The organism is Paenibacillus sp. HB172176, from assembly GCF_011947265.1.
Classification (GTDB): Bacteria; Bacillota; Bacilli; order Paenibacillales; family Paenibacillaceae; genus Pristimantibacillus.
Genome location: NZ_JAATHD010000038.1, coordinates 1 through 25,510 on the forward strand (window position 1 = coordinate 1; position 25,510 = coordinate 25,510).

Here is a 25,510-nt window from a genome sequence, read left to right on the forward strand (position 1 = left end):
TTTTTTGAAACATCAGATTTTCGGGAGGTGGGGCTTTTTTTTGCTCGTAACCACCATACCATCCATTATGCAGCATTTATTTTCGTATTAAACTTACCTCATGCTTACGAAGCTGCTTTGCTCCGCAAAGCTTTTAGGTCGCTCATCTTTGAAAGGCCGAGGGTAGAGGTTTTCTCAATGTTTGAAATTAAGTTCATTGAAATGGAAACGATTTCGGTGTATGGTTTTACTTGGGAATGCAGTCTTGCCGTTTTAGATAGACAGGGGGATTATGCGTTGAATATCGAGAGTGTGAGCGTGGAGCCGAGTCCAATTACGTATAAAGTAGCAGGGGGGAAAGCCCTCAAGCTGTATCATGTGAAACCTGAAGGCTGGGGGCCAGGAGATCATCGAAGCGCAGTCGTCTGGATTCATGGCGGCGGTTGGAAGAGTGGAACGCCGGAGATTTTGCTGCCGAATTGCTATGATTTAGCCGCGAAGGGTATGGTGTGCTTCTCGGTGCAATACCGACTGGCCGGCAGCAAGCTTGACGATGTCGGCAGAGAGGTTGAACCAGCAGAACAAGACGCAGGGAGAAAAGCGAGCGTTGCAGAAACGGCCACCGTTGAGGACTGCATTGCCGATTGCGAGGATGCCATTCGCTATATTCGGCAGCATGCGGAAGAGCTGGGCGTGGATCCGGCGAGAATCGCGGTTGCGGGTGATTCCGCAGGCGGGCATTTGGCTGCATGTATGGCGACAGTGTCGGAATTGCAACCGCTTTCTATTGTAAGGGATTCTGAGGTTACAGTCTCTGAAGAGGATAGACGGGAAGCCCTCGTACCGCTCGTGAACGCGGCGATTATTCTTAACGGCATTACCGATCTAACGATTAGCTTCCTGAATGTTCCGTTAAGATCGGATCAGGATGAATCTGGCGACGATGTCAGCCGGTTTCAACGTCGATACGCGCAGGCGAAGCGGGTGTCGCCGCAATTCCATATCGCGGGCGGCCTGCCCCCGATTCTGCTGCAGCATGGCTTATTGGACCGGGTCGTCGAGGCCCATCAGAGCGTGAGGATGCATGAGGCGTATTTGGAGGCGGGGAATCACTCCGAGCTTATCCTTTACGACGATTGCAAGCACGCCTTCGTGCTGTATAACTACACAGGTACGGCAGAGGGCATCGAGCGGGCGATGAGGGATATTGAACGATTTCTCGAGAAGCTGGGCTGGGCAAACGAAGTGTAGCTTGGGATAACATGATGGCTCAAGGCCGATCTTGCGAATTCGATCTGTTCGCAGGAACCCCGATCATACTCGGTGCGTTCTCCGATAGACGGACGGATTCAGTCCGCAATGCTTCTTGAAGCTCTTGCTGAGATGATGCTCGTCCGTGAAGCCGCAGGATTCCGCGATCTGCGCCAAGGTGAGCGACGAGTGGCTCAGCAACTGCTTCACCTTGTCCATGCGAAGCTTCGCCGCATAGGCACTTGGAGCGATGCGGAATTCGCTCTGGAAGCGCCTGGTCAGCTGCACTTGACTCACATGCAGCTCGGCGGCGATCGCTTTCAGCGGGGTGCCGTATTCCGCCTGCTGCTGCAGCAGGCGGACCGCTTGCCGCAGCAGTGGATTCTCGCTGTACAATTCGCTGACGCTCTTGCTATTCTCCACCTGCCATTGATAGAAGATGTCCCGCAGAATATGGCTCTTGTAAGCGAGCTTCATGGTATCTGGCAAGTCGTTCGCCTCGCGCAATTGCGAGAGAGAGGTGCGGAAGCGCTTGTTGCCCAGAAGCCGAAGCTTGCCGATGGGCGGGAAGGCCGACTCGTCGACGGCGGAGGAATGATCCGCTGGCAGCTGCGGATACAAAGGTGCGGAGATTGCTGCGCCGGCATCTGCCAGGAAGCCGCCACCCTCATTTGCAGCTCGGCCATCCCCATCAGTCATGGGCTTCCCCCAGTCGAAGCCGATGAAGTGGAACGACACGCCCTCAGTCTTGCGATTGAAGGTGACGCCGGGCGGACATAAGACCATGTCGTCTTGCACAGCCGTGCCGGCAATACCGCCCATCCGAAATTCGAAGCTCCCCTCCTCTGCAATGAACAGTGCCCAATGCTTGTAGAGATCATGCGTCTTCTGAAATTGCGGCGTATCCTTCACATAGACATGGAAGCGCATCAACGGTTCAAGCAACTCGACAGACGTCAAGTTTCCAACCTCCCCTAATTCGTTCACTGATGAAAATATATACAAGAAATTTATCGATTCCTTACATTATAACATCATATATCCTCTACTATAATAGAATTAATTACAAGTTAGAGGAGATGGATGAATATGAACGAAGCTGCTGTCAACGAGCCCGAGATTAGAGATTGGATGGAGCAATTTCAGGAGCAAGGCTATCTGGTTATTCCGAATGTGCTGTCTGCCGAGAAGGTGAAGCGCTTGAACGGCATCATCGACGAGCTTGTGGCCGGCGAGGAGGAATCGCTCGCTTACAATATTTATAACAGCGTTGAACGCCATCCCGAGTTTGCCGACTTGATGGATAATCCAACGATTCTGCCGCTTATCGTGAATTTGCTCGGCTACAATATCCAGCTTCATATCTCGCATCTGACGATTCGCAAACCGAATCCGACCGAAGCGAAGACGGCGACATCAAGCTTCATCAACTGGCATCAGGACGGTCCGCATCCGCAGTTCCCGTCCATAGGAGGTTTAACTTCGACTTATTATATCAAGGCTTGCTTTATTCTAAGCGACATGTCGGAGCCGAACCGGGGGAACACGAAGGTCATTCCGGGAAGCCACAAGCAGCCCTACAATCCGACCCACAAGGACGTAAGCCAGCAGTTGGACGGCGAGGTGCAGGTATGCGGGAAGCCGGGCGATGTGTTTATTTTTCCGCAAAATCTGTGGCATGCCGGTTCTCCCAATCGTTCGAACTTCGAGAGAAGGCAGCTGTTCATCGGGTACAGTCCGATCTGGATGCGTCCGATCGATTATCATGTTGCCTCAGAGGAGCTCTTGAAGGATGCAGATCCGATCCGCAGGCAACTGCTGGGCGTTATCAGCGACAACAAGTTCAACTATTATGTGCCGAAGGACGAGATGGTTCCTCTGAAGTCGATGAAGCTTGAGCAGGGATGAGGCGTAAAAAAATAGAAACGGCAGCGAACTCGATGGAGGACGCTGCCGTTTCTTTTGAAATGTAGAGGTTTAATCATCAGCGCTTTCGATTTTGTGCCAGCGGGCATTCCGACCTTTTGAAACGGATACGATCAATCCTTTCTTCGACATTCGAGAAAGTACTTGTCGTATTGTGGGTCCTGTGATGCCGGGGCAACGATCCATGATATCGGAGACGCTGAATGTCCCCATGCTGTGTTTAATTACCGCCTCAACCTGTCTGGATTTCCATCCTCGTCCACGATCCAGATCTCCAAGACGGTCTTCGAACCGTCGATGAGCTTCTATTAATGTTGTTAAAAAATACTCTACCCATGGCCTCACATCATTTGTTCCCTCATGCCAGCCCGCTGACGATTTTTTAAGCGTATCGTAATACTGCTCTTTCGTGTCCTCGATACATTTTTCTAAGGAAATGTAACGGCCAACTTCATATCCTGCTTGGTAAAGCATGAGTAATGTTAACAATCTGGCCATTCGGCCATTTCCATCAGAAAATGGATGAATCGAAAGGAAATCCAGTATAAAGATAGCAATGAGTAATAGCTCCGGGAATATTCCCTCAGATTTCAGCCTTCGGAAGCCGAGTGTCAATTCATTCATAGTCTCCGTAATATCGTTATCGCTTATTTTGTATTTGCCTCCATTTCCTGTTGCATACTGGAGCAAATACTTATGCAATTGCAATATAACATTGGATGTGACAGGCATAAACTCAAAGGATTCATGAATGATGTTCAAAACATCGCGATAACCCGCGATTTCAGATTCAGATCGATCCATCGGTTCCGAATGCCCATTCACAATTTCGGTTAACCTCTTGGTTGAAACGATGATCTGTTCAATGCGGTTCGAGGATTCAGTACTTTGAATAATCGCGACGTTTAACTATATATATTATACTATAAAATATATAGATATATAAGAGGGTGGAATGATTAGATTACTGCGAGCTCACGCGCTGTCCATTGCATTTGCCCTGCCAAGTAGGCCGCCGAGCAGGAAGACCGCAAGCGACAAGACAAGACAGCCGGACGCGAATATGCCGATGGGCGGATAACCCCCGAAGCACAGAAGAACACTTCTGCGATTCCAACCGTCGGAGAGCGGACCTGCAATCAGGGCGAATACGGCGGCTCCGAGCGTATAAGCGCCAAGCATCCATCCCGCGGGTGGAAAAACTCTAGTTCTTCAAGCTAAGCTATAGTATATATTGCCGTGGATTGAAATCAATATATAGCGGTTTAATCATCAGCGCTTTCGATTTTGTGCCACATGCCAACCTACAGTCCCATCATGAATGAAGCAGCGATTCCCCCGATACGACGATAGCCAGCCTCATTCGGATGCAAGCGATCGGAGGTGAACGTATCCAAGGTCAGCTTATTGATGCCGCTCGTCGTATATAGATCTAGAACGGGCAAGCTATATAGCTTGCCGATATCACGAATCTGCTCAACATAATGCTCAAGCCGGAACCCGGCTTCGTTCATGCTGTAAATGTCGTAGCCGTCCTTATCCCTCTGAAGCGGTGTCCATAGATTTAATCTGCTCAGAGGGAAATGTGAGAGCAGGTGCTCCACAGTCGCTTGGTAAGCGCCGGTGAACGTGAAGAGATCATAGTCGCTGCCGATGCTGTGCAATTCCCCGAGCGGTTTGTTCAATCGAAAGTCGTTCGTGCCTGCGAAGATCGTCATGATGTCGCAGCCCTCTGTCGTATTCTTAATGACGTGACAGGTGGACCCTTCATCTGTAGCTCCGCCGGCTGTCATCGGGCAGCCGGCTTTGCCATAGTTGCGTACATCTTTTAATTGCAACGCTTGCTGGACGAGCGGCTGATAGCCGTTCTCTTGCGTGATACTGTCGCCGAACGTCGCCCAGGTGGATTCCCGCCATCTGTCGGACATGGGAATGTAATTCATATCCATCGTTTCTCCTTCATCGCGCTCAATTGCGCAAGTATTTGCTGCGGGATATGGAAGGGAAGCCGACGGATAGAGTAACCGTCGGCTGTGTCGCGCATCTTTATTGCTTCATTGATGAGTTTCTAGCTGCCGCTGACTGTCGGGCCGCTCGTTACCGCCGTGCTTACCGCATCCGACGAGGTGTCGGTCGTGTGGAAGGAATACGAGTGCACGCCGACCGGCAGCTTGGTCGTATAGGTGTAGTCTTTGCCGTCCGCATAATTCGTATCGGCGGGATTGACCTCCTCCATCGCGCGTATGACGCCGTCCAGCACAAGCTCCATAGCGAACGGAGCTTCGTTGTCCGCATCACTGTATGTCACATCGAACGTGAAGTCCGTTGTCTGATCGCCAACTGTGACGTCGACGCCGCCGTTCGTCAGCGTTGGAGCCGTTCCGCTTGCAACGTTCGTTGCTTTGATTTCATCGATTAGCAGCTCGCCGTAAGTCCCCCCCGTTTGGCTCAGCCAGATGGACAGCCGGGCATTTGTTTTGTTAACCGGATGAGCAAGGCTGTCAAGATCGAATGACAGATCTGTCCAACTGGAAGGCATGCTCGCCCAACCGCCGGTCAGAACATGCGTACGAGTGCCGTCGTACAGCTCGATTCTTGCGCGCAGATTCGAATACCCCGGGTTTTTGACCGTAAAGTTCAGATAGCGATAGCCCGACAGATCGACGATATCATTCCACGGCTGGAATTTGGCGTACGAGGTTGCTGAACTAGGCGTCTGCGTGAACTTGCCGACCGTTCTCCCATCCACAGTCGTCTTGGAGAACGTGCCTGTGCCGCCGTTCTGATTATACCAGTTGGCCCACTGGCTGCTGCCGCCCTTTGAGCCCCATAATCCGCCGCCGCCCATGTCGTCGTAGAGAAGCGGGTTGGACGGATCCGGCAGCGGAGCCGCAACGGTATAGTGCGTGGAGCTATAAGTGTCGTTGCCGTTCGCATCTGTGCCTTTGACATCGATGCGGCGGTAGGTGAACGGAGCGGAGGAGCTCTCGTCTATGACTTGGCTATATGCATCTCCGGATGGGGTCATGGCGATATAACCGGTGCCTGGCGTGTTCTGATTCGCTTGCACCGACGTTACGCCAGCTGCAGGATCCGCGAAGACGGTCACATTGCCGCGTACATAATCGCCGATAATCGGAGAAGTAATCGGCAGTTCTTGCGGCACGTTACCAGCAGAGACGACAGTGCTGTCGGTCGCGCTAAGACCCATAATCGTGTACAGGAGGCCTGCTTGAATGCTGATGCTGAATTCGTTGTAGCGCCACTGATTCGTATCATCCTGGTAAAGCGAACGATCCTCGTACCATGGACTAACGCTTTTGTTGTCTTTGGTGTCCTTAATAATCGGTCCGCCGACCATGGCGCCAGGCAGCACAATGCCGCGGGCGTCCGGCGTGTTGGCTTCTTCGTCATAGCGAGTGTGCGGGAAGTCTACGTAGTCGGAGCCGATTCCCGACACCCAGCTGATGTTCCACGGATTCTCGCCGAAGATCCAATACAGTCCTTCGAGTACGCCATTCAAGGCTTCAGGATCGCCGAACAGTTCGTAATAACGAAGCAGGTCGCCGAGGTACGAGGCATGCGGCTCATTAACGCCGAAGTTCTCGAAATGGTCGAACACGCCGTAAGGTGTATCGTCTGCCGTCGACAAGAAGTAGTTCACTTGCTGCTTAAGCAGATCATGAATATGGGCCTGTGTCGAGGTGTCGGCGACGGGATAAAATTCCGCCAGCGACATTGGCCGCATATCCCAATAGTTCGTAGCGTACAGGTCCGAAAAGTCAAGCGCGTTGATTTTGGCGGCGGCAGCGTTTTTGTAATCGGTTTCATTCGTCAACAGATAGAGCTGTACATCGGCAAGCAGCATGGAATTGTCAATGCCGCCGCGCGTCTGGTAAGAGCCGATCGGGTCGCTGTAATGGTTCAACACATAGTCATAGAAGACTTCGGCAGCATCCTGGCATTCCACCGCAAAAGCGGTCAGCGCTGCGACGTTGGACGAACTGACATCGCCGCCCGCGATGGCCGTTTGAATCGCGCGTGCCGTTGCGGCGAGCGAGCCCGCGGCTTTGGCGGATCCGCCGATGTTGTAGTCGGATATTTTGCGATCGTCGGCGGTGCCCGATATGTTGTCGGTATTCTTATCCGGATGAACGAAGGAGGCATTGTTGCGAATGTTGTACATTGCGCCGCCGAACTGATCGGCGATCTTGATGTAGTATTCGCTGCCCCAGATCGCTTCATCGATAAGATCCGGCACGCCGTTGGCGTCGTTGTCGAACGCGACGCTGCTCTCGCCAGCATAGCGGACATAAGCGAGCGCGATTTCAGCGCCGACCCAGTGGTTGCCGCCGTACTTGCCGTAGTCGCCGGCATCGTACCATCCGCCGGTCAAATCATAGTGCTGCGTGCCGTCGGGCGAAGCGGCATCGTCGAGATGTCCGGCCTGGTGATAGAGTTTCTCGGAAGGAGCGACGGAGCTATAGCCATCCGGATAGGCGTCAACGGTGGAGATGCTGGCTCGCTGCAGACGATAAAATGCGGTCATCTCGTCCTTGAAGTTGTCCCAGACATTCGTCTCGATCGGGAATGGGAAGGAGGAGACGCCGTTCGTCTTCACTGTGTAGTTGTCACCTACCGTGGAAACGGCCGAGAAGTCGATGGTATAGACATGTTTGTTCCAGGTCACGCCTTCGTAAGTCATGTTGCCGGATGCGACGACCGTGCCGCTGCTATTGCGGACTTGATAGGTGGTGTCAGTGAGCGGCTGCACAGCAGTGACTTTGGCCGTCTTAACGTCGTTAACGCTATAGCCGACTTGGCTTGCGACAACGTCGATGGGCTGGCTGGTGCTGACGACGGTCGGTCCTGATACGGGAGTGGTTGCGGCGCCGTCAGAGCTGAGATCCGTAGCACGGAAGAAGTAGGAATGAGAGCCTACGGGCAGCTTGGTCAGATAAGTATACGCATTGCCATCCGTGTAATCGTCATCCCATGCATCTTTTGCCTTCATATCGTAAGCGATGTCATCAATGACAACCTGCACAGCGTACGGCTTCTCATTGTCTGCGTCGGTGTAGGTGGCAGAGAACGTGAAGGAGGTGTTCTGATTGGGGCTGCCGTCGGTATTGGAGGTCATGCCGGTCGCAGATAGAACGGGAGCGTTGCTGCCCGAATCGGTCGTCGCGACAATGTCGTCCATCCAGATTTCGCCATAAGCACCGCTCGATTGCCGCAGCCAAATTTCGAATTTGACTTTCTTTTTGTTGATTGTCGGCGAGAGAGCGTCCAAATCGAACTGGCGGGTTGTCCAACTGCTGTCGACAGTTTCCCAGTTCACGAGCGTATAATAACGTGAGCCGTCGTGAATGGCGATTTTTAGACGAGCGTCGGCATAGCCTGGATTTTTGAGCGTGAAATTCAAATAGCGGTAGCCTCGTAAATCGACAGTTTCGTTCCAGGGCTGGAACTTCGCCCATGAGCTGCTGGAAGCGGGCGTTTGCGCGAATTTTCCAATTTGGCGGGAATCTTCGGTGGTCTTCGTGAAGGTGCCGGTGCCGCCGTCCTGATTCCACCAGTTCATCCAGTTCTGTTTGAATACACCGCCCCCCGAGAAGTCGTCATACACGAGCGGGTTGCTCGGCCCGGGCAGCGGAGCGATCGCGGCCTCAGTAGCCAGCGGCGCGGCAGTCAAGGCAGACAGGATAAGGACGATGCTGAGGCTAAGCGCGGTAAATCGTGTGGCTGCAGAAGTTTTCCATCTTCTCAATGACATTACATAAAACCTCCCATGGATTGTTTTATTGCTCATTCTTGCTCACAGATTGATCGAGAATGGATCATGTGAAAAGAAGCTCTTGCGCTATTGGCATTCTCTTCTCCCTCCTTCTCCTGCAAGGTCACTTTCGCTTCCCTATCATAGAGGGGCGCGCGGCAGACAAGCAATGATGAATAGTGTTCAAATTGATGATATATTTCTACGTCCGAATGACTCGCGCTACAATATTCATCACGATTTCATCCCTAATTCATCATCGCCAAGCCAGGTTATTTGCGATAGAATGTAATCATTTACAGAACGGAGGAGCCTCATGTACAAAATATTGGTTGTCGACGACGAGCCTCGAGTAAGTACGGGAATTCGCAATTTTCTGCTGGAATCCGATTTGAACATCGATTATGTCGAGACAGCGCTTAACGGCTACGAGGCGATCGACTACTTGCGAATGGAGCATTACGATCTTGTACTAACGGATATACAAATGGGACGAATGAGCGGTCTCGAACTGATGGAGACGATCTATATGGAACAACTGCATCTTCCGGTTATCGTCATCTCCGCGCACGAAAAATTCGAATTCGCCAAAACATCTCTTAAGTTCGGCGCGAGGGACTACTTGATCAAACCGGTCGAGGAAGAAGAGCTTCTGCGCGCTGTCAAGCAAGTGCTGAAGGAGGAAGAACAATTCGGCAAGCAAACGCTGGAGCAGACGGAGCAGCAGAAGGAAGAAGAGAAGGACGGCCTAACGAGGCGAAACGAGCTATTGATGGAGCTTGTAACCGAAAAAAACTTGAACCTCAATGATTACGATGAGCTGCTGGCTGAACTGAAGTCTTCTAGTGAGGACGCTTACTTCGGCATGATGTTAATCAGGCTGGAGCTCGACAGCGGAGGCTTCAGCAACCGCCAGATCAAGTTGAACGATCGCAAGCTGCTCAAATACGGGGCGGTCAATATTATTGAAGAAAGTCTGCGTGAGTGGAACGGTTCCGTGTTCAACGGCTATGGCAACGAGTTGGTGGCCATCGTGCAAATCCATGATTATCTCGCGAGCGGCCAACAGCTGCAGCGCCAGAGCCAACTGCAATTCATCGGACAACTCCTGACGAAGAATGTCAAGCAATACTTGAATATTGAGTCGGCAGTCGGCATAAGCACGTTGAGTCCGAATGTGCTCATGCTGCCCAAGCTGATGGAAGAAGCCGGGACGGCGATTGAATGGCGCAAGCTTCATCCTGAGCAATCCGTGTTCTACTTCGACGATATCGCTTCGCAGCATAATCTGAATATTGTCGAATGGATGAAGAAGGTCGACGACTATATGAAGCTTCTGAAATCCGCTTCCAGGGATCCAGCTTCCATCGATCCTTCGATGATCATCGATCAGCTTATCAAATACGGGCATACCGAAGAGCTATATAACAGCTGTTTCGGCATGCTGGTGTATAGGATGTACGGATTGCTGCTCGAATACGGGCATAGCCAGGCCATCTCGTTGCATCGCTTCGATCCGTCAGTCTATTTCCGCGTCTCCGATTCGGATTCGAGACAGGAGTCGCTGAACCAATATACCCTAGAGGTTGTCCTTCAACTGCACGAGATGGTCAAGGAACGCGATCAATCGATTCTGTCACGCATCATCGTCTATATTAGACAGAATTACCGCAATCCTGAGCTCAAAATTCAAGATATCGCCAATGAAGTGAATTTCAGCACGGCTTATCTCGGTAATCTGTTCAAAAAAGAAATGAAACAAAACCTGTGGGACTATGTGACCGAGCAGCGCCTCGAGGAGGCCAAGCGGTTGCTTGCTTCGACGGGCAAAAAACGATATGTGGTGGCCTATGAGGTCGGCTATGAATCGCCGGAGCACTTCAGCCGAATGTTCAAGCGGTATGTAGGGATTAGTCCGGCGGAGTTCCGCAAGGACATACAGGGGTGAGAGGGCTGAAGCTGAAGTATAAAGTGACGATCGCTTTCCTTCTATTCATCGTTGCTCCGTTCCTCGTCATGGGATGGTATTCCGCATACAAGACATCGGAGTCAATGAAGGATGAGATTGGGAGAACAACGCTGCAGCTTGTGAATCAGAATCATGTTACGATCGAAAAAACGTTGTCCGCCGTCAACGATAAGACGGTTACGTTGCTGGATACGCACTTCTTCAGTAATCCCGAGCAGTATAAATTCTGGACAGGCGTGGATACGCTCGGCGAATATACCGCCGCCGATTCGATCCTCGAGAAGTGGTCATCGGACGGAACGCAATATTCGTTGTACATGAGCAATAGGGAAGGCAAACAAATGCCTCTCCAGACATTGAACAAGGAAGCGGGCTTCCAATATGTGGAGGAGAGCGGAGCTGGAACGCCCGATTGGGTGAGGGAAACGCTGGGGCAAGGAGGAGCGAGCAGTCTCAGACTGATCTCGTTGCCTGATGGAGAGACGACAATCAGCTTCTTGCGCGGTATCTTGAATCCGAATTCGTATTACGATGTCATGGGACTGCTCGTAGTGACTAAGCTTGAGGTGCTGCTGACAAGGGATCTGGTGTCGGTCGAAATGCCGGATGGCGCGAGCAGCTTTCTATTCAATGACAGAAATGAACGGTTGATGAAGGCAGGCTCGCCTTCGTCTGAGTTAATCGAGATTCCGGATAGGATCAAGGAACAAACATCCGGTTATTATTTCGCGAGCGAGCATGGCGCGAAATGGCTTTATGCGTTTTCGAGGAAATCGGCTTTTGAGACGACTCTGATCTATAAAATTCCATACGAGTCGATTACCGGCAATCAATCGACGCTCCTCGGCATGCTGACGGTATTGTCCGCTTTGTATCTATGCGTGGTGCTGGTGTTCATCCTATATGTATTGCGGATCGTCGTAAAGCCGCTGGGCAAGCTGATATCCATAACAAAGCTGTACGAACCGGGCAAAAAACTGGAGCTTGGCAGCGAGCAGCTTCGTTCGGATGAATTCGGCATCCTGTACGGCGCCATTCTCAAGATGACGAGAAGATTAGACCGCTCGGTCGAAGAAAATTATGGCATGCAGCTGAAACAGAGAGAGTACGAGCTTATGATGCTGCATTCCCATATTACGCCACATCTGCTGTACAATACGCTGGATTCGATCTATTGGTATGCGCGGGACAGAGGCAACAAGGATGTCGGCTATATGGTCAAAGACTTGTCCAAGCTTCTCCGTATCGGCTTGAGCAAAGGACGGATCATGATTACGATTGAAGAAGAGCTAGAGCATGTGCGCGCGTATACTCGCCTGCAAAACAAAAGGTATCCGGGCATGTTCGAGGTGGAGTGGCATGTGGACGAGACGCTGTTGTCATTCGTGTTGCCGAAAGTTATTATTCAGCCGCTTGTCGAAAATGCGATCTTCCATGGCGTCAGCGGGATGGAAGGCGATGGTGTCATCCTCATTCGCGTGGAGCGATGCGAGGATGAAGTTCGGTTGTCCGTCGAGGACAATGGATTCGTGTCTGTCGACATCGAGCGACTGGCAAGAATCGTGCGGGGTGAAGAGACGGACAAGGGCTACGGCATCCGCAATGTGCATCAGCGCATACAGCTGCATTACGGCGAGGCGTACGGGCTTCGGTACGAACGCGTGGATGGCGACGGGCTGCGAGCCGTCATTCATATGCCTCTTAGAAAGCAAGCATGAGATAACCTGTCAAGCAGCCTTTCCAATGGTGTGAAGTAGCCGTTTTTGTCGTCTTCAATGACGATGGGAACGGCTTTTTCATCGTTCAACCTATCGAGTATGCGTAATCACTATTTATCATAAAACAAGAAAGAATATATCATCGCTATGCAATCCTCCGCATCATATACTTGAACCACTAGAGAGAGTGAGAGAGGAAGTGTTCCCGTGGAGAGAGCGATGACAGAAGCAATAAAGCAATCCCTTGGTGTGAAGAAGAAAACGGCTTGGTCCATGTGGCTGCATCTCATGTGGAAGCAAAAATATTTAACGTTGATGCTGCTTCCGACAACGATCATCATTTTGCTGCACAGCTATCTTCCGATGGTTGGAGTGTTTATCGCATTTAAAAACATTAACTACATCGACGGCATATTCGGCAGTCCTTGGGCGGGTTTCAGAAATTTCGAGTTTTTGTTCTCGTCGGACGCCTTGCTGCGCATCACGAGAAATACGATTTTGTACAGCCTGGCGTTCATGATCGTTAATATGGTCATTTCGGTTGCCATCGCGATTGCGATCAACGAGCTTCGCACGAAGTGGCTGACCAAGACCTATCAAACCTTGATCATTATGCCGAACTTCTTGTCCATGGTTGTTGTCAGTTATCTGGTTTACGCCTTCTTGCATCCTGAACTCGGATTCGTGAACATGACGTTCTTGAAGTGGTTCGGCGTGGATCCGGTCTACTGGTACTCGGAAACAGGAGCCTGGCCCTATATTCTGATTCTCGTTAACGCATGGAAAGGTGTCGGTATTGGCGCCGTCATCTACATTGCGGCAATCGCCGGAATCGATCCCGAATATTACGAAGCGGCGATTATCGACGGAGCCTCCAAGTGGAAGCAAATTATCCATATCACGTTGCCATCCATTCAACCAATTATTATCATTATGACCATTCTGTCGATGGGAAGCATATTCAGTGCGGACTTCGGCTTGTTCTATCAGGTTCCGCAGGACTCGGGCTCATTATATCCGGTGACGGATGTTGTGGATACTTATGTGTATCGTTCCTTGATGGTCATCAACGATATTGGCATGTCGTCGGCAGCAGCGCTTGTTCAGGCGGTCGTAGGGTTCGTCATGGTCATTCTAACGAATTGGACCGTACGCAAGATCAATAAAGAGCAGGCGTTGTTCTAAATCAGATGAAAGACTGAGGTAAAGACTATGAAAATAGGATCAATCCGAAGAGACAACAGCTTGTCTCCTGTTAATGGCTTCCTGTTAAATATCGGCTTCGTCGTACTGTCTCTACTATGCCTGTTGCCGGTGGTGCTCGTCGTCATTGTTTCGTTCACGCACAGCGAATCCATCGTTGCCAAGGGATACAGCTTCCTGCCGGATCGCTTGTCTCTTATCGCCTACGAATCGTTGTTCAAGGATTACGGCACAATCTTGGGCGGCTACGCCGTCAGCATCGGCATCACGATTGCCGGCACGCTGCTCAGCGTTGTCATGATGGCGTTGTATGCGTACCCGATCTCAAGAAGCGATTATACTTTTCGCGGAGGCTTTACGTTTTTCCTTTTCTTCACGATGCTGTTCAATGGAGGTCTCGTCAGCCGCTATCTGGTTTACACGAAGGTGCTGGGACTCAAAGATTCCTACATCGCGCTAATCATTCCGTTGCTCATCATCCCGTTCAATGTCATCATTATGCGGACGTTCTTCCAAACGACGATTCATCCCGCCGTGGTCGAGTCCGCCAAAATCGATGGAGCGGGGGAACTTCGAATATTCGCGACTATCGTCTTGCCGCTCTCCTTGCCGGTGCTTGCCACGATGGCCTTGTTCAGTACGATTAACTATTGGAATGACTGGTTTAACGCGCTGCTCTATATCACGAGCGAAGACAAATTTCCGCTGCAATATTTGATGATGCGGGTCCTTAATGATGTTCAATATTTGCGGAACAATATCGAACTCGCAGCCCAGAATCCGGAACTGCTCGCTAATTTGCCGAATGAGTCGCTTCAAATGGCGATGGCGGTCGTCGGGATGGGGCCCATGCTGATCATCTATCCGTTCTTCCAGAAGTATTTCGTCAAAGGACTTACAGTGGGTGCGGTCAAAGGCTGAATCGGCTCTGGTGAAGATAGTTCCGATCGGGATCTCAGGCGCCGTAGACTTCCGGTCGATCTATATAGATTAGAAGATTGTTTCACATAATCGAGGAGGGTTCACATGAATCAAAGATCAGGCATGAAGAAAATGTTCATCGGATTTGCGCTGCTTGCAGCGATGCTGATGCAAGCATGTTCCAGCGGCAATAACGCAGGCGGCAACAGTTCCCCCGAAGCCACGAAAGCGCCGGAAGGATCAGCTGCTCCAGCTGCAACAGAAGCGGCTGAAGATCTGAAGCCTTATGAAGTGTCGATTACGTACTTCGCGACTCCGGAACGAGACGTAGCGCTGGTTGAAGATAAGCTGAATGAGTATTTCAAGGAAAAGATTAATGCGACTGTGAAATTAAATCCAATTGCAAGCAGCGAATATAAGCAGAAAACGGAGCTTATGATGAACAGCGCCGAGAAGATGGACCTTGTGTTCACCGCTTCGTGGCTGGACTTCTTCTCCAACACGACGAAAGGTGCGTTCCTCGAGCTGAACGACCTGCTCGATCAGTACGGCCAAGGCATTAAGGAGCAACTGAACCCGATGTATCTGGAAGCGCCGCGGATGAATGGCAAGCTGTACGCAATTCCGACGAACAAAGAGATTACGCAAGCCCGCGCGCTCTCGTTCCGCAAAGATATCGTAGATAAATATGATATCCCGCTCGATACGATCAAGACAAAAGCCGATCTTGAGCCATGGCTGAAAGTGATCAAGGAAAATGAGCCAGACATCATCCCGAATTACAACGCTGGAGGCGGCAGTGACGGAGTGCGTTACGAGTCGGACGGAAGATTCCTGCCGATCGGTCCGACGCCGGGCTCGCTCGCTATGTTCTTCTTCAATCCAACTCAGGACAAAATCGAAATTATCGATGCCCTTAATCCAGAAATCGTCAAGATCAACAATGACGCGAACGAGCTTGCGCGCAAGTGGTTCGAGCTCGGTTATACAAACAGCGACGCGGCAACAGCCAAAACACTCGTCTTAGAGCTGCGCAGAGAAGGGAAAACCTGGTATCAGGAAACGTCTTGGAAACCGGGTACAGACATTGAGATGAGCAACACGACAAACAATGAATATGAATTCGTATCCAATGTCCTTAACGAACCGTATGTGACAACGGATTTGACGACGGGCTCCATGTTCGCCATCTCCCGTACGTCTAAGGATCCTGCCCGCGCGATGATGGTGCTGAATGCGATGCACACGGATCCATATGTGGTCAACCTGCTGGTGCAAGGCATCGAGGATGTTCATTACAAAAAAACAGGCGAAAACCGCATCGAGCCGATCGCCGATTCCGGCTATGGCGCAAGCGGATTGTTCTGGGTGCTCGGCAATCAAATGATTAACTACCTGAAGCCAGGTCAGCCTGACGACTACTATACGAACTGGATTAAATTCAACAATGAAGCGAAACGTTCGCCCCTGCTTGGATTCGTATTCAACGATTCCAACGTGAAGAACGAAATCGCACAGATGACGGCAATCGCCACCGAATACAAGTTGATCACCACTGGCGCGGTCGCGGATCCTGTCAAGCTGCTCGAAGAGCGGAACAAGAAGCTGCAGAATGCCGGCATCGAGAAGATTAGAGCGGAAATTCAGTCGCAAGTCGACGCTTGGCTCGCTGCGAAAAATTAATCGGAGCTCATCTCGATAGCTTGACCTCTACAGGGCTGTCCCAACAGGTCGATGTCTGGCCTCCTGCGACAGCCCTTATGATTGAACACGGAGGAGTTGTTTGGCAAATGAATAGAGAAGAAAAGGCAGATCTGGTTATTGTCGGCGGAGGCACAGGCGGATGCGCAGCTGCGCTCGCAGCCTGTCGATTAGGATTGAAGGTCATCATGACGGAAGAGACAGAATGGATTGGCGGACAGTTGACGAGCCAAGCTGTCCCGCCGGATGAACATCCCTGGATCGAACAGTTCGGCTGTACGGGCACGTACCGACAATTCCGCAATGGCGTTCGAAAGTATTATGAGCAGCATTATCCGTTGTCGAACAAAGCCCAAGCCGCGTTGCACTTGAATCCCGGGAATGGCCATGTAAGCCGTTTATGTCATGAGCCGCGGGTGGCATTGGCTGTGCTTCACAATCTGCTAGCTCCCTATGTAAATAGCGGCAGGCTGAGTATCATGACGCAAACACGGCCGATCAGCGCTGAAGTAACGGGAGATGACGTCGACGCCGTTACCGTGCAGCGCGCAGGAACCAATGAGATGCTAACTCTCATCGCCCCGATATTCATCGATGCTACGGAAATAGGAGAATTGCTTCCCTTAACAAAGACGGAATATGTGACAGGCGCAGAGTCGCAGCTTGTAACGGGAGAGCCAAGAGCGCTGACCGATGACAGCCAGCCTCTCGATATGCAGGCAATCTCGCATTGCTTCGCTCTTGAATATGACGAGTTCGAGGATCATACGATTGCGAAGCCCGAAGGATATGACTTCTGGCGCGCCTATAAAGCGGATTTTTGGCCGGATAACCATTTCAGCTTTGTTACACCGGTGCCTTGGACGCTTGAGCCCAATCACCAACAGCTGTTCCCCTCGCCAAGTCGAGCGGATTCGTTATGGCAATTCCGTCGGATTATCGATAAGACTAACTTTCAGGAAGGAACCTACCGCAGCGACATAACACTCGTGAATTGGCCTCAGATCGATTATTGGCTGGGACCTGTATTTGAAGTCGAGCAAGATGTAGCGGCCGAGCATTTGCGGCAGGCGAGGAACTTAAGTCTGTCGTTTCTCTATTGGATGCAGACGGAAGCGATTCGGCCTGACGGCAAACAAGGGTACCCCGGGCTGAAACTGGCGCCGCATGTGACGGGAACGGATGATGGTTTGGCCATGGCCCCGTATATTCGAGAATCACGCAGAATTCAAGCGGAGTTCACCGTGCTGGAGCAGCATATCTCTCCTGAGGGAAAGAACGTTCCGAAAGCGACTGCATTTGACGACAGTGTAGGAATTGGCTCTTACCGCATTGACCTGCATCCCAGCACAGGGTTGCGCAATTATGTGGATGTCTCGGCGCTGCCGTTCCAAATTCCGCTTGGCAGTCTGCTGCCCATCCGGGTCAACAACTTGATTCCGGCATGCAAAAATATTGGAACAACCCATATTACGAACGGCTGTTATCGGCTTCATCCCGTGGAATGGAATATTGGAGAAGCTGCCGGAGCGCTCGCTGCGTACACGCTCAAGCACAGCTTGCAGCCGCGTCAAGTTAGAAGCGAGAAGCATGTCCAGGACTTCCAGAAGATGCTGCAAGAGCTCGGTGTGGAGCTGGAGTGGCCGGAGTTAAGGGCATTGTGAGAAAACCTCTATCGAGGACTAGAGGTCTAGTGGTAAAAAAAGAATGGTTTAAGGAAGGGATTGTGGTGGATATGAGTACGAAACCGTTGCGAAGCGCGATTATCGGGTACGGAGGTCAATTCGGCATGGGAGAGGCCCATGCCCGGCAGATGCAAGAATACGGAATCGAGCTGGTCGCGGTATGCGATTCCGACGAAGCTCGGGCCGCGCAAGCGCAAATTGATTTTCCCGGCATACGCACTTATACCGATTCAAATCTAATGCTCGCTGAAAAAGATATTGATATCGTCGTGGTTATTACTCCGCATGATTCCCATGCGGATTTGGCTCGAAGCGTGCTCGAGCATGGCAAGCACTGCATATTGGAGAAGCCGATGTGCATAAAAACGGAGGATGCCAAGATGCTTAATCAATTGGCAGCCGACCTTGGACTCATGCTCACCGTCTATCATAACCGCCGTTGGGACGGCTGGTACTTAACGGTGAAGGAGCTTATTCAAGAGGGCGTGCTTGGCGACATCTTCATGGTGGATATGTTCTTCGGCGGATTTAAGAAGCCTGGCCCAAACTGGCGAGCGGATAAGGGCAAATCCGGAGGGGTGTTCTACGATTGGGGAGCCCATTTCGTGGATTGGCTGCTCGGTATCGTGACCTCGCCCATTAAAGAGGTTCGCGGATTCATTCATAATCGGTTATGGCATGACATAACGAACGAGGACCAAATAGAAAGCATAATCGAATTTCAGGACGGCGCAACGGCTCAATTGCAAATCTCTACAATCGCCAGAGCCCCGAAGGATGCCGTTCGCGTGCTTGGAACGAAGGGGGCGATCGTGCTCAAGAAGCCTCTGGATACGGAAATTACATTATACAGCGAAATAGGCGGTCAGAAGATCGAGTCTGTTATTCCTTGCAAGCCGAATCATTATAAAGCCTTCTATGAGAATATTTCGGCTCATCTCAGAGAGGGAGCGGAATTGATCGTTCAGGGGAGCCAAGCGGCGAATACGATTGCTGTGCTGGAGATGACGGAAATTTCAGCGAAAGAAGGCAGAGCCATTGTGTTCGAGCAATAGAGCAAAGGGAAGACGAGGAGAATAGATATGAAGATCGCACTGCAGCTATTCACTCTGCATAAGCACTTAACGACGCCGGATGCCATACGGAGCACCTTCGAGAAGGTTAAGAAGCTCGGATTCAACTATGTGGAGGTAGCCGGTATCAAGATCGATTATTTGCACGAAGTCTCCGGGCTGCTGAAAGATACAGGGCTGACGGCCATATCCGCTCATATTGGCTACCAAGATTTGTTGCAGCCTATGGAAAACATTAGGGCTAAGCGTGAGCTCTGGGGCTGCCGTTATTTCACCATTGGCGGCATGCCGCCTGAATACAGGGAAGACAAGGAAGGTTACGCCCAGTTCATCTCCATCATGACGGAAGGCGGGTTGGCGCTTAAGCGCCACGGCTTAGAGCTGTTGTATCACAATCATGCCTTTGAATTTTGCAAGTTCGATGGAAACGCGGGCATGGAGCTATTAGCGGATGCGGCGGGGCGTGGCAGCTACGGGATGGAACTGGATGTTCATTGGGTGCAAGCCGGCGGCGGCGATCCGGTCGATTGGATCTTGAGGCTTAAGGATAAGGCGCCTATTATTCATCTTAAGGATTATTCGGTTACCTCCTCGGGCGAACGAAGGTTTGCAGAGATTGGCAGAGGGAATTTGCATTTCGAGCGGATCTTGGAAGCGTGCGAGGTGGCAGGTGCGGTGTGGGGCGTGGTTGAACAAGATGATTGTTATGCGCGTGATCCATTCGAAGCCCTTGCAGATAGCGTGGAGTGTCTGAAGAAGCTCGGTGCGGAATTCTAACCAATCCGGCTAGAAAGACAGCATCCGCGGTTGCTTCAATGTTCGAAAATACTCAGCGGGGGAAGTCACATCGGCTACATGGCAAAGAGGCAAATCACAGGCTGATTTGCCTCTTTGCTGTGCATGGACAATGGAGATCAGATTAGCTGCGGAAGATGATGGGACGAAGAAAAATATAAGGGGGCGGAAAAAGGCTAGTTCTTCAAGCGAGGCTATAGTATATTGAAGGGAAAAAAGGAGGCATCCAGAATGCGGCAGTTATTCGTCATTGGCGACAGCATATCGATGCAGTATGGTCCTTATCTGGAAGCGATGACAGCAGGAAGATACGGTTACGACAGGAAGCGAGGGGAGCGAGCGACGGATGCCAATCTGGATCGTCCGGCAGGCGCCAATGGCGGCGACAGCTCGATGGTTTTGCGTTATTTGACGGAGCAGAAGGAGAAGGGGGTTGCATACGATGTCTTGCTGCTGAATTGCGGCTTGCATGATATCAAGCGGGATGTGGAGCATGAGGCGCTGAATGTAAGTCCTGAGCAATACCGCAGGCACTTGGAGCAGATTATGGCTGTTGCTGGCGGGATGTCAGGGAGAATCGTCTGGATTCGGACGACGGATGTGGTCGATGCGATTCATTGGAAGCATTCGAAAGCCTTCAAGCGATATCATGCGGATGTGGAGAGCTTTAACCGCATTGCGGACGAGGTGTGCGAGATGCGCGGTATCCCGCAGGCTGACCTGTATTCGTTCACGCAAGCGTTCGGCGACGAAGCCTATTGTGATCATGTGCATTATAAGGATGAAGTACGACGACTTCAGGCGGCCTATTTGGCGGGAGTTGTGGATACGCTTCTGTCAAGCTCATCTCATCGGAATGGAGAAAGCGAGTCGTGAAGGCGGCGGAAGGCCTCATTCTAGCCCTATTCTTCCTGTTGGAGCTATGCGCATTGGCTGCGTTCGGCTATTGGGGTTATCATATTCACGCGGGCGAGATTTTGAAAATCGCTCTGGCAGTCGCAGCCCCGCTAATCGTCGCGGTTCTGTGGGGAATGTTTCTTTCTCCGAAGGCCTCGATGCCGATCTTCTCTTCCACCACGCGAACGGTGCTGAAGCTCCTGGTATTCCTGCTGGCCTCCGCCGCTTTGTATGCGAGCTCGCTAGGCTCGCTGGCGTCGGTATTTGTCATTGCTTCCTTCCTTCTCGTGGGCGGCGTGTTTCTGCTAAAGCTTCATTGATCGACAGGCTCTGAGAGAAGCGCTTATACAGGGTTTTTGTCATCTATTTTCGCCTGCGAACCTTATAATCTACTGACATCAATCGACAAAATTATGGTAGAATAGTAGGTACGAGGTGATGGCTGTGACATATGCTAGATTGACCGTAACCGCTATTCTATTTCTTATACTATTTTCATTAACGCCGCTTAAGGCTCATGCCGGGATGATTGACCGCGTCAAGGATATTTATGAAACGCCGGAGCGTATCGATGACTTGCAGGAGTATTACAAGCAGAGCGCCTCGATTCTCGAAGGACAGATGAAGGCGCAGCAGGAAAAGCTGGAGGAGGCAAGGCAGCAAGCTGAGGAGCTGCTTGCCAGACAAGAAGCGCTGCAGCAAAGCAACGAGAGCTATCAGAAGCAGAACGAGGCATTGCTCGCGGAGAAGGCGGAGATGCTGGCCAAGCAGGAAGAGATGCAGAAGCAGCTGGAGCAGGCCGAGGCGAAGCGGAAAGACACCTACCGCAAAGGCGTGATTGCCGTAGGCTCGCTCATTGCGGCCTTTATCGCGTATGCGCTGTCGGTTCGTGTCTGGCGCTTTCTGGTATGGCGAAGACAGGGAAGAGATGAGCGCGGAGCGCTGCTTCCATGAAGCTGGATACGCCTCCCCGGACAGGCAGCGTGAATGTGGAGCTTGATGTCGATGATACGCTTCATGTGCTGCATCCCGAGTCGATAGCCGCTTATCAAGGGTCGCCGCGCAGCCGCGAGGATCGCTTCATGGATCTCGGAGGCGCGCTGAGGAAGAAGAAGTGGATTCGCTCGAAGCTGCAAGGCCCCTCGCGATTCGTTATGGGCCTGCCTGCCGGCTATTCGCTGTCGGCTATCGACATTCCGCAGGACAGCAACTTATTGTTCGACTTCCGTCACGCCGCGCTGTTCACCGACGGCATGACCTTCAAGACGAAGGTGCTCAAGCTGCGGACGGCGTGGATTACGAGGGAGCTGGTTCGAATCAAATTCTCCGGCCCGGGAACGCTTGGCGTGCTTAGCGCGGGAGAGCTCGCAACGATTCAGCTCCAGCCTGATCAACCTCTGTTCGTTGACAAGAATGCGTTAGTTGCTTATCCGGAGGATGCCTCCATCCGCTTGTCGGTGTACGGCAATTCCCTGGCCAGCCAGCATATGAATGTGCAGTGGCAGCTGATGGGAAGAGGTCCCGTGCTTATTCAGACCGGCTCTCGCGACACGGGCCTGGAGGACAAGCTGACGAACGACGGCTGGCTGAAGCGACTGCTGCGGGAGGTGCTTCCCTTTGGAGGCGTTTATATTAAGTAGGATTTGCTATGTGATAGGAAATCGCAGCATAGTCTGATCGAGCTTGCTGAGAAATCTCGGCAGGCTTTTTTTGTTGACTGAAAGCATAATGGGTCGCCTGACCGCCTGACCAATCAACTGATCGCTGATCGGTCACCTTACCGCCTGACTGCATAATGCTACGGACACGGATGACCCTTAGCGGTTGATTTTAGTATTTTTCAGCTTGTAATGGACAAATTTGACCGCTAAAAGGTATTATTTGCGCGAAATAAGGTGGAGATGACTGCTAAAGGACATCCGCGTCCCTAACAAATCCTGATTCGAATCGGTAAGCGGCTAAAGGACATTTATAACCGGCAACAGGCGGTAAGATTTTGAGATTGGTATAAGGATGAGGGGGCTGTTCCATATAATTAAAAAATGCCTGTTTCAGCTGAATGAGCTGTTGTATATTGGATGAGTAAGTTGGAGGAGTGGGAGACAGGAGGAGAACTATGGAATACAAAGGTTCATCCGTATACGACAATGAGCCATTTTTCCATAACTATTTATCTCGTCGAAATCGGGAGAACAGCCCGAATAATGTCATCGAGAAGCCGGTGCTGTTAGAGCTGGCAGGAGATGTCGAGGGCAAAAATATCTTGGATCTCGGATGCATCGAAGCAGGGATAAGGAAGTGACACATGAACATTAAGCTTGAAGAATGGATTATTGAGGCAGATATAACCAGTATGCAGCTTGCAATGGAAGAGGGGCTGCTCACTTCAGAAGAGCTTGTGAGTATTTACCTTGAAAGAATCGAAATCTACAATCCCGAGATAAATGCGGTCCTGGAAATCAATCCGGATGCCTTGCAGATTGCGAAGCAACTGGACCAGGAACGAAGGGAACGAGGAAGCCGCGGTCTATTGCACGGCATCCCCATTCTTGTGAAGGACAATGTGGATACGGGTGATCGCATGCACACCAGCGCTGGTTCTGTTGTCTTGGCTGATTCGTTCGCGGCCAGAGACTCTTTTGTAGCGGCTAAGCTGCGAGAGTCAGGGGCGGTGCTGCTGGGGAAAACGAATATGACGGAATGGTCCAACTTCATGTCCAGTACCATGCCGGCAGGCTACAGCTCAAGAGGCGGAGAGGTGCGAAGTCCCTATGAGCCGGGTGAGATATTCGTCAGCGGATCCAGTTCGGGCTCCGGAGCGGCAGTTGCAGCGGGCTTCGCGGCTGCAGCGATTGGCACGGAAACGGCAGGCTCCATTATCGGTCCGGCTTGCCAAAGCTTTCTGGTTGGCATCAAGCCAACGGTCGGACTGGTGAGCCGAGCAGGCATTATTCCCATTTCAGTGAGCCAGGATACTGCCGGTCCGCTTGCCCGCAGCGTACGCGACGCAGCAATCCTCTTGGGAGCACTTACGGGAATGGACGAGAGAGATGCGGCCACCAATGCGAGTCATGGGCAAACGCATGAGGATTATACGCCATTTTTGGATGCTTCCTCCCTGCAACAGGCCAGAATAGGCGTGCCAAGGCATTATTATAAGCATCTGGACAAAGAAAGGCTTGCGATTATGGAAGCGGCGATTGAAAGCATGAAGCAGCAAGGCGCAGCGATTATTGATCCGATCGATATTTATGTCGAAGAGCAGGCTTGGAATAATGATGTCATTTGCTATGAATTCAAGCAAGGGCTGAATCGATACTTGTCGCAGACGGCGGATTCAGTACCCGTGCATTCGCTGCATGAGCTGATTGCTTATCATGAAGCGCATACCGAGATCGCCGCAAGGCATGGGCAAGATACATTGATAAGGTCCCAGGCCTCAACCATGACGGAAGAAGAATACCGGCAAAAGAAAGCCGAATACTCCAAAGCCGCGATGGAACGCGGTATTGATTATGTACTTGAGCAGCATCAATTAGATGCGCTGCTGCTTCCCGGCGATATCGACGGCATGTATATTGCCGCTCGGCTGGGCTATCCGCTTGTTTGTGTTCCGGCAGGTTACTCTGAGCAAGGAAGCATCGACTCCGACGGGGATTCGACGAAGGGGCCGTTCGCTGTTGTATTTTCGGGTAAAGCCTTTAGTGAACCTGTGCTCATCAAACTGGCATATGCCTTCGAGCAAGCAACGAAGCATCGCTTCCCGCCGCCGAATCCGTTCGGATTGCGAAGTATAATTCGGAAGTGGTAATCTTAGGAGGAAGGAGTGATGATGAACATGTATACGAGCATTGAAGAAGTGACCGCGGATCTCGGCATTGAAGCGGCATTGACGCAGAAGGTATTAGACAGACTGACGGACGCATCGCTTAAGCAAGCGGTGTCGGAGCAGCAAGCCAGAACGCTTGGCGATATTGCAAGACATGTCGTGATGAGCTTGAAAGGCATCTTCGGCGCGGGAGGCTTGCAGATTGACGTGCCGGGTCTTAGTCTAACGGCTGAATCAAGCAGCGCTGAGATCGCCGAGGGTTATCGCCAAGTCAGCGAGGCGGCCATCGCGGCTATGAAGGAGCAATGGACGGATGCGAAGCTTTCCGAGGATGTAATGCTGTTTGGAGCGATGAAGATGACGCGCAGCAGCGTGGTAAATCTCATCCTCCGTCATCAGATTCATCATCGCGGTCAGATAACGATTCTCATGCGCCAAGCAGGCCTTCCAGTGCCGGGCGTCTACGGACCGAGCGAAGAAGAGAACGCAGCGAGACAAGCGGCGCAGAAGTAGTTCGACTACCGATGATCATTCAATTTAAAGCAGATGGAAGAGGCGTCCAATTCGGGCGTCTCTTTTTGTTTTGCGATTCTTCTTGGCAAACAGAATTTCAACTGGAATACATCACCAGATCAAGCGGATAGATCATGGTATAACGATATTCTTTCTAATATGTTAAGAAGGGCTATTACGTTGATAAGAGCATGTATGGTTTCACTGTTGTGATTAGTTGCGAGTTTTTGTGAAAATCAACTCTAGTGGGGGTTCTAAGATGAATGAAAGAGAA

General features: G+C 51.4%; 21 protein-coding genes and 1 pseudogene. 17 read left to right on the plus strand and 5 right to left on the minus strand.

What is annotated here, in order from left to right:
• The first annotated feature begins 177 nt into the window (after positions 1 to 177).
• Positions 178 to 1,230, plus strand: coding sequence for an alpha/beta hydrolase (locus HFP08_RS27395; RefSeq protein WP_168123822.1), 1,053 nt, complete (start codon positions 178 to 180; stop codon positions 1,228 to 1,230).
• Between the two features lie 63 nt (positions 1,231 to 1,293).
• Here HFP08_RS27395 and HFP08_RS27400 read toward each other — a convergent pair whose 3' ends face one another.
• Positions 1,294 to 2,190, minus strand: coding sequence for a helix-turn-helix domain-containing protein (locus HFP08_RS27400; protein ID WP_240941914.1), 897 nt, complete (start codon positions 2,188 to 2,190; stop codon positions 1,294 to 1,296).
• A gap of 129 nt (positions 2,191 to 2,319) precedes the next feature.
• On the opposite strand from HFP08_RS27400, the gene HFP08_RS27405 reads away from it, so the two are divergent.
• Positions 2,320 to 3,138, plus strand: coding sequence for a phytanoyl-CoA dioxygenase family protein (locus tag HFP08_RS27405; RefSeq protein ID WP_206109329.1), 819 nt, complete (start codon positions 2,320 to 2,322; stop codon positions 3,136 to 3,138).
• A 69-nt stretch (positions 3,139 to 3,207) separates the two neighbouring features.
• On the opposite strand, the gene HFP08_RS27410 is transcribed toward HFP08_RS27405, so the two are convergent.
• The 4 genes from HFP08_RS27410 to HFP08_RS27425 all read right to left on the minus strand — a co-directional run bounded on the left by HFP08_RS27410 (position 3,208) and on the right by HFP08_RS27425 (position 8,932).
• Positions 3,208 to 3,981: a Fic family protein gene (locus HFP08_RS27410; RefSeq protein WP_168123823.1), complete on the minus strand. Its 774-nt coding sequence runs from the start codon at positions 3,979 to 3,981 to the stop codon at positions 3,208 to 3,210.
• Between the two features lie 150 nt (positions 3,982 to 4,131).
• Positions 4,132 to 4,338: a hypothetical protein gene (locus tag HFP08_RS29070; RefSeq protein ID WP_206109330.1), complete on the minus strand. Its 207-nt coding sequence runs from the start codon at positions 4,336 to 4,338 to the stop codon at positions 4,132 to 4,134.
• A gap of 122 nt (positions 4,339 to 4,460) precedes the next feature.
• Positions 4,461 to 5,099, minus strand: coding sequence for an SGNH/GDSL hydrolase family protein (locus HFP08_RS27420; protein WP_168123824.1), 639 nt, complete (start codon positions 5,097 to 5,099; stop codon positions 4,461 to 4,463).
• Between the two features lie 125 nt (positions 5,100 to 5,224).
• Positions 5,225 to 8,932, minus strand: a complete 3,708-nt coding sequence (locus HFP08_RS27425; protein WP_168123825.1) for a glycoside hydrolase family 9 protein — start codon at positions 8,930 to 8,932, stop codon at positions 5,225 to 5,227.
• A 316-nt stretch (positions 8,933 to 9,248) separates the two neighbouring features.
• On the opposite strand from HFP08_RS27425, the gene HFP08_RS27430 reads away from it, so the two are divergent.
• The 15 genes and pseudogenes from HFP08_RS27430 to HFP08_RS27500 all read left to right on the plus strand — a co-directional run bounded on the left by HFP08_RS27430 (position 9,249) and on the right by HFP08_RS27500 (position 25,236).
• The gene (locus tag HFP08_RS27430; protein WP_168123826.1) at positions 9,249 to 10,880 is read left to right on the plus strand and encodes a response regulator transcription factor; all 1,632 of its coding nucleotides are present in this window, start codon (positions 9,249 to 9,251) and stop codon (positions 10,878 to 10,880) included.
• Positions 10,877 to 12,619, plus strand: coding sequence for a sensor histidine kinase (locus HFP08_RS27435; RefSeq protein ID WP_168123827.1), 1,743 nt, complete (start codon positions 10,877 to 10,879; stop codon positions 12,617 to 12,619). Before HFP08_RS27430 ends, HFP08_RS27435 begins: the two co-directional genes overlap by 4 nt.
• A gap of 219 nt (positions 12,620 to 12,838) precedes the next feature.
• Positions 12,839 to 13,804, plus strand: coding sequence for an ABC transporter permease (locus HFP08_RS27440; protein ID WP_240941915.1), 966 nt, complete (start codon positions 12,839 to 12,841; stop codon positions 13,802 to 13,804).
• Positions 13,805 to 13,831: 27 nt separating this feature from the next.
• Entirely contained in the window at positions 13,832 to 14,743 is a 912-nt protein-coding gene (locus tag HFP08_RS27445) for a carbohydrate ABC transporter permease (protein ID WP_168123828.1), read from the plus strand.
• Positions 14,744 to 14,848: 105 nt separating this feature from the next.
• The gene (locus tag HFP08_RS27450; RefSeq protein ID WP_168123829.1) at positions 14,849 to 16,426 is read left to right on the plus strand and encodes an ABC transporter substrate-binding protein; all 1,578 of its coding nucleotides are present in this window, start codon (positions 14,849 to 14,851) and stop codon (positions 16,424 to 16,426) included.
• 107 nt (positions 16,427 to 16,533) lie between these two features.
• Positions 16,534 to 18,108 (plus strand): FAD-dependent oxidoreductase, encoded by a 1,575-nt coding sequence (locus tag HFP08_RS27455; protein WP_168123830.1) that lies wholly within the window; start codon positions 16,534 to 16,536, stop codon positions 18,106 to 18,108.
• A 71-nt stretch (positions 18,109 to 18,179) separates the two neighbouring features.
• Positions 18,180 to 19,184, plus strand: a complete 1,005-nt coding sequence (locus HFP08_RS27460; RefSeq protein WP_168123831.1) for a Gfo/Idh/MocA family protein — start codon at positions 18,180 to 18,182, stop codon at positions 19,182 to 19,184.
• A 27-nt stretch (positions 19,185 to 19,211) separates the two neighbouring features.
• Entirely contained in the window at positions 19,212 to 19,979 is a 768-nt protein-coding gene (locus HFP08_RS27465; RefSeq protein WP_168123832.1) for a sugar phosphate isomerase/epimerase family protein, read from the plus strand.
• 249 nt (positions 19,980 to 20,228) lie between these two features.
• Entirely contained in the window at positions 20,229 to 20,873 is a 645-nt protein-coding gene (locus HFP08_RS27470) for an SGNH/GDSL hydrolase family protein (RefSeq protein ID WP_168123833.1), read from the plus strand.
• Positions 20,870 to 21,214: a YrdB family protein gene (locus tag HFP08_RS27475; protein ID WP_168123834.1), complete on the plus strand. Its 345-nt coding sequence runs from the start codon at positions 20,870 to 20,872 to the stop codon at positions 21,212 to 21,214. The genes HFP08_RS27470 and HFP08_RS27475 overlap by 4 nt, the downstream gene beginning before the upstream one ends.
• Positions 21,215 to 21,338: 124 nt before the next feature.
• Entirely contained in the window at positions 21,339 to 21,848 is a 510-nt protein-coding gene (locus HFP08_RS27480) for a hypothetical protein (RefSeq protein ID WP_168123835.1), read from the plus strand.
• Positions 21,845 to 22,534, plus strand: a complete 690-nt coding sequence (locus HFP08_RS27485) for an AIM24 family protein (RefSeq protein ID WP_168123836.1) — start codon at positions 21,845 to 21,847, stop codon at positions 22,532 to 22,534. The genes HFP08_RS27480 and HFP08_RS27485 overlap by 4 nt, the downstream gene beginning before the upstream one ends.
• Before the next feature lie 476 nt (positions 22,535 to 23,010).
• Positions 23,011 to 23,181 (plus strand): annotated as a pseudogene (locus HFP08_RS27490) (SAM-dependent methyltransferase); the annotation flags it as partial.
• An 18-nt stretch (positions 23,182 to 23,199) separates the two neighbouring features.
• A complete protein-coding gene (locus tag HFP08_RS27495) occupies positions 23,200 to 24,705 on the plus strand; it encodes an amidase family protein (protein WP_168123837.1) in 1,506 nt (501 codons plus the stop codon).
• Between the two features lie 18 nt (positions 24,706 to 24,723).
• Positions 24,724 to 25,236, plus strand: coding sequence for a DinB family protein (locus HFP08_RS27500; protein WP_240941916.1), 513 nt, complete (start codon positions 24,724 to 24,726; stop codon positions 25,234 to 25,236).
• Positions 25,237 to 25,510 lie beyond the last annotated feature (274 nt).

Excerpts from the sequence above, each read along its gene's own strand:
- HFP08_RS27450 (WP_168123829.1), top strand. The coding sequence starts at position 14,849 with ATGAATCAAAGATCAGGCATGAAGAAAATGTTCATCGGATTTGCGCTG.
- HFP08_RS27500 (WP_240941916.1), top strand. The coding sequence starts at position 24,724 with ATGATGAACATGTATACGAGCATTGAAGAAGTGACCGCGGATCTCGGC.
- HFP08_RS27420 (WP_168123824.1), bottom strand. The coding sequence starts at position 5,099 with ATGAATTACATTCCCATGTCCGACAGATGGCGGGAATCCACCTGGGCG.
- HFP08_RS27445 (WP_168123828.1), top strand. The coding sequence starts at position 13,832 with ATGAAAATAGGATCAATCCGAAGAGACAACAGCTTGTCTCCTGTTAAT.
- HFP08_RS27425 (WP_168123825.1), bottom strand. The coding sequence starts at position 8,932 with ATGTCATTGAGAAGATGGAAAACTTCTGCAGCCACACGATTTACCGCG.
- HFP08_RS27485 (WP_168123836.1), top strand. The coding sequence starts at position 21,845 with ATGAAGCTGGATACGCCTCCCCGGACAGGCAGCGTGAATGTGGAGCTT.
- HFP08_RS27460 (WP_168123831.1), top strand. The coding sequence starts at position 18,180 with ATGAGTACGAAACCGTTGCGAAGCGCGATTATCGGGTACGGAGGTCAA.
- HFP08_RS27405 (WP_206109329.1), top strand. The coding sequence starts at position 2,320 with ATGAACGAAGCTGCTGTCAACGAGCCCGAGATTAGAGATTGGATGGAG.
- HFP08_RS27470 (WP_168123833.1), top strand. The coding sequence starts at position 20,229 with ATGCGGCAGTTATTCGTCATTGGCGACAGCATATCGATGCAGTATGGT.
- HFP08_RS27440 (WP_240941915.1), top strand. The coding sequence starts at position 12,839 with ATGACAGAAGCAATAAAGCAATCCCTTGGTGTGAAGAAGAAAACGGCT.
- HFP08_RS27395 (WP_168123822.1), top strand. The coding sequence starts at position 178 with ATGTTTGAAATTAAGTTCATTGAAATGGAAACGATTTCGGTGTATGGT.
- HFP08_RS27430 (WP_168123826.1), top strand. The coding sequence starts at position 9,249 with ATGTACAAAATATTGGTTGTCGACGACGAGCCTCGAGTAAGTACGGGA.
- HFP08_RS27465 (WP_168123832.1), top strand. The coding sequence starts at position 19,212 with ATGAAGATCGCACTGCAGCTATTCACTCTGCATAAGCACTTAACGACG.
- HFP08_RS27495 (WP_168123837.1), top strand. The coding sequence starts at position 23,200 with ATGAACATTAAGCTTGAAGAATGGATTATTGAGGCAGATATAACCAGT.
- HFP08_RS27455 (WP_168123830.1), top strand. The coding sequence starts at position 16,534 with ATGAATAGAGAAGAAAAGGCAGATCTGGTTATTGTCGGCGGAGGCACA.
- HFP08_RS29070 (WP_206109330.1), bottom strand. The coding sequence starts at position 4,338 with ATGCTTGGCGCTTATACGCTCGGAGCCGCCGTATTCGCCCTGATTGCA.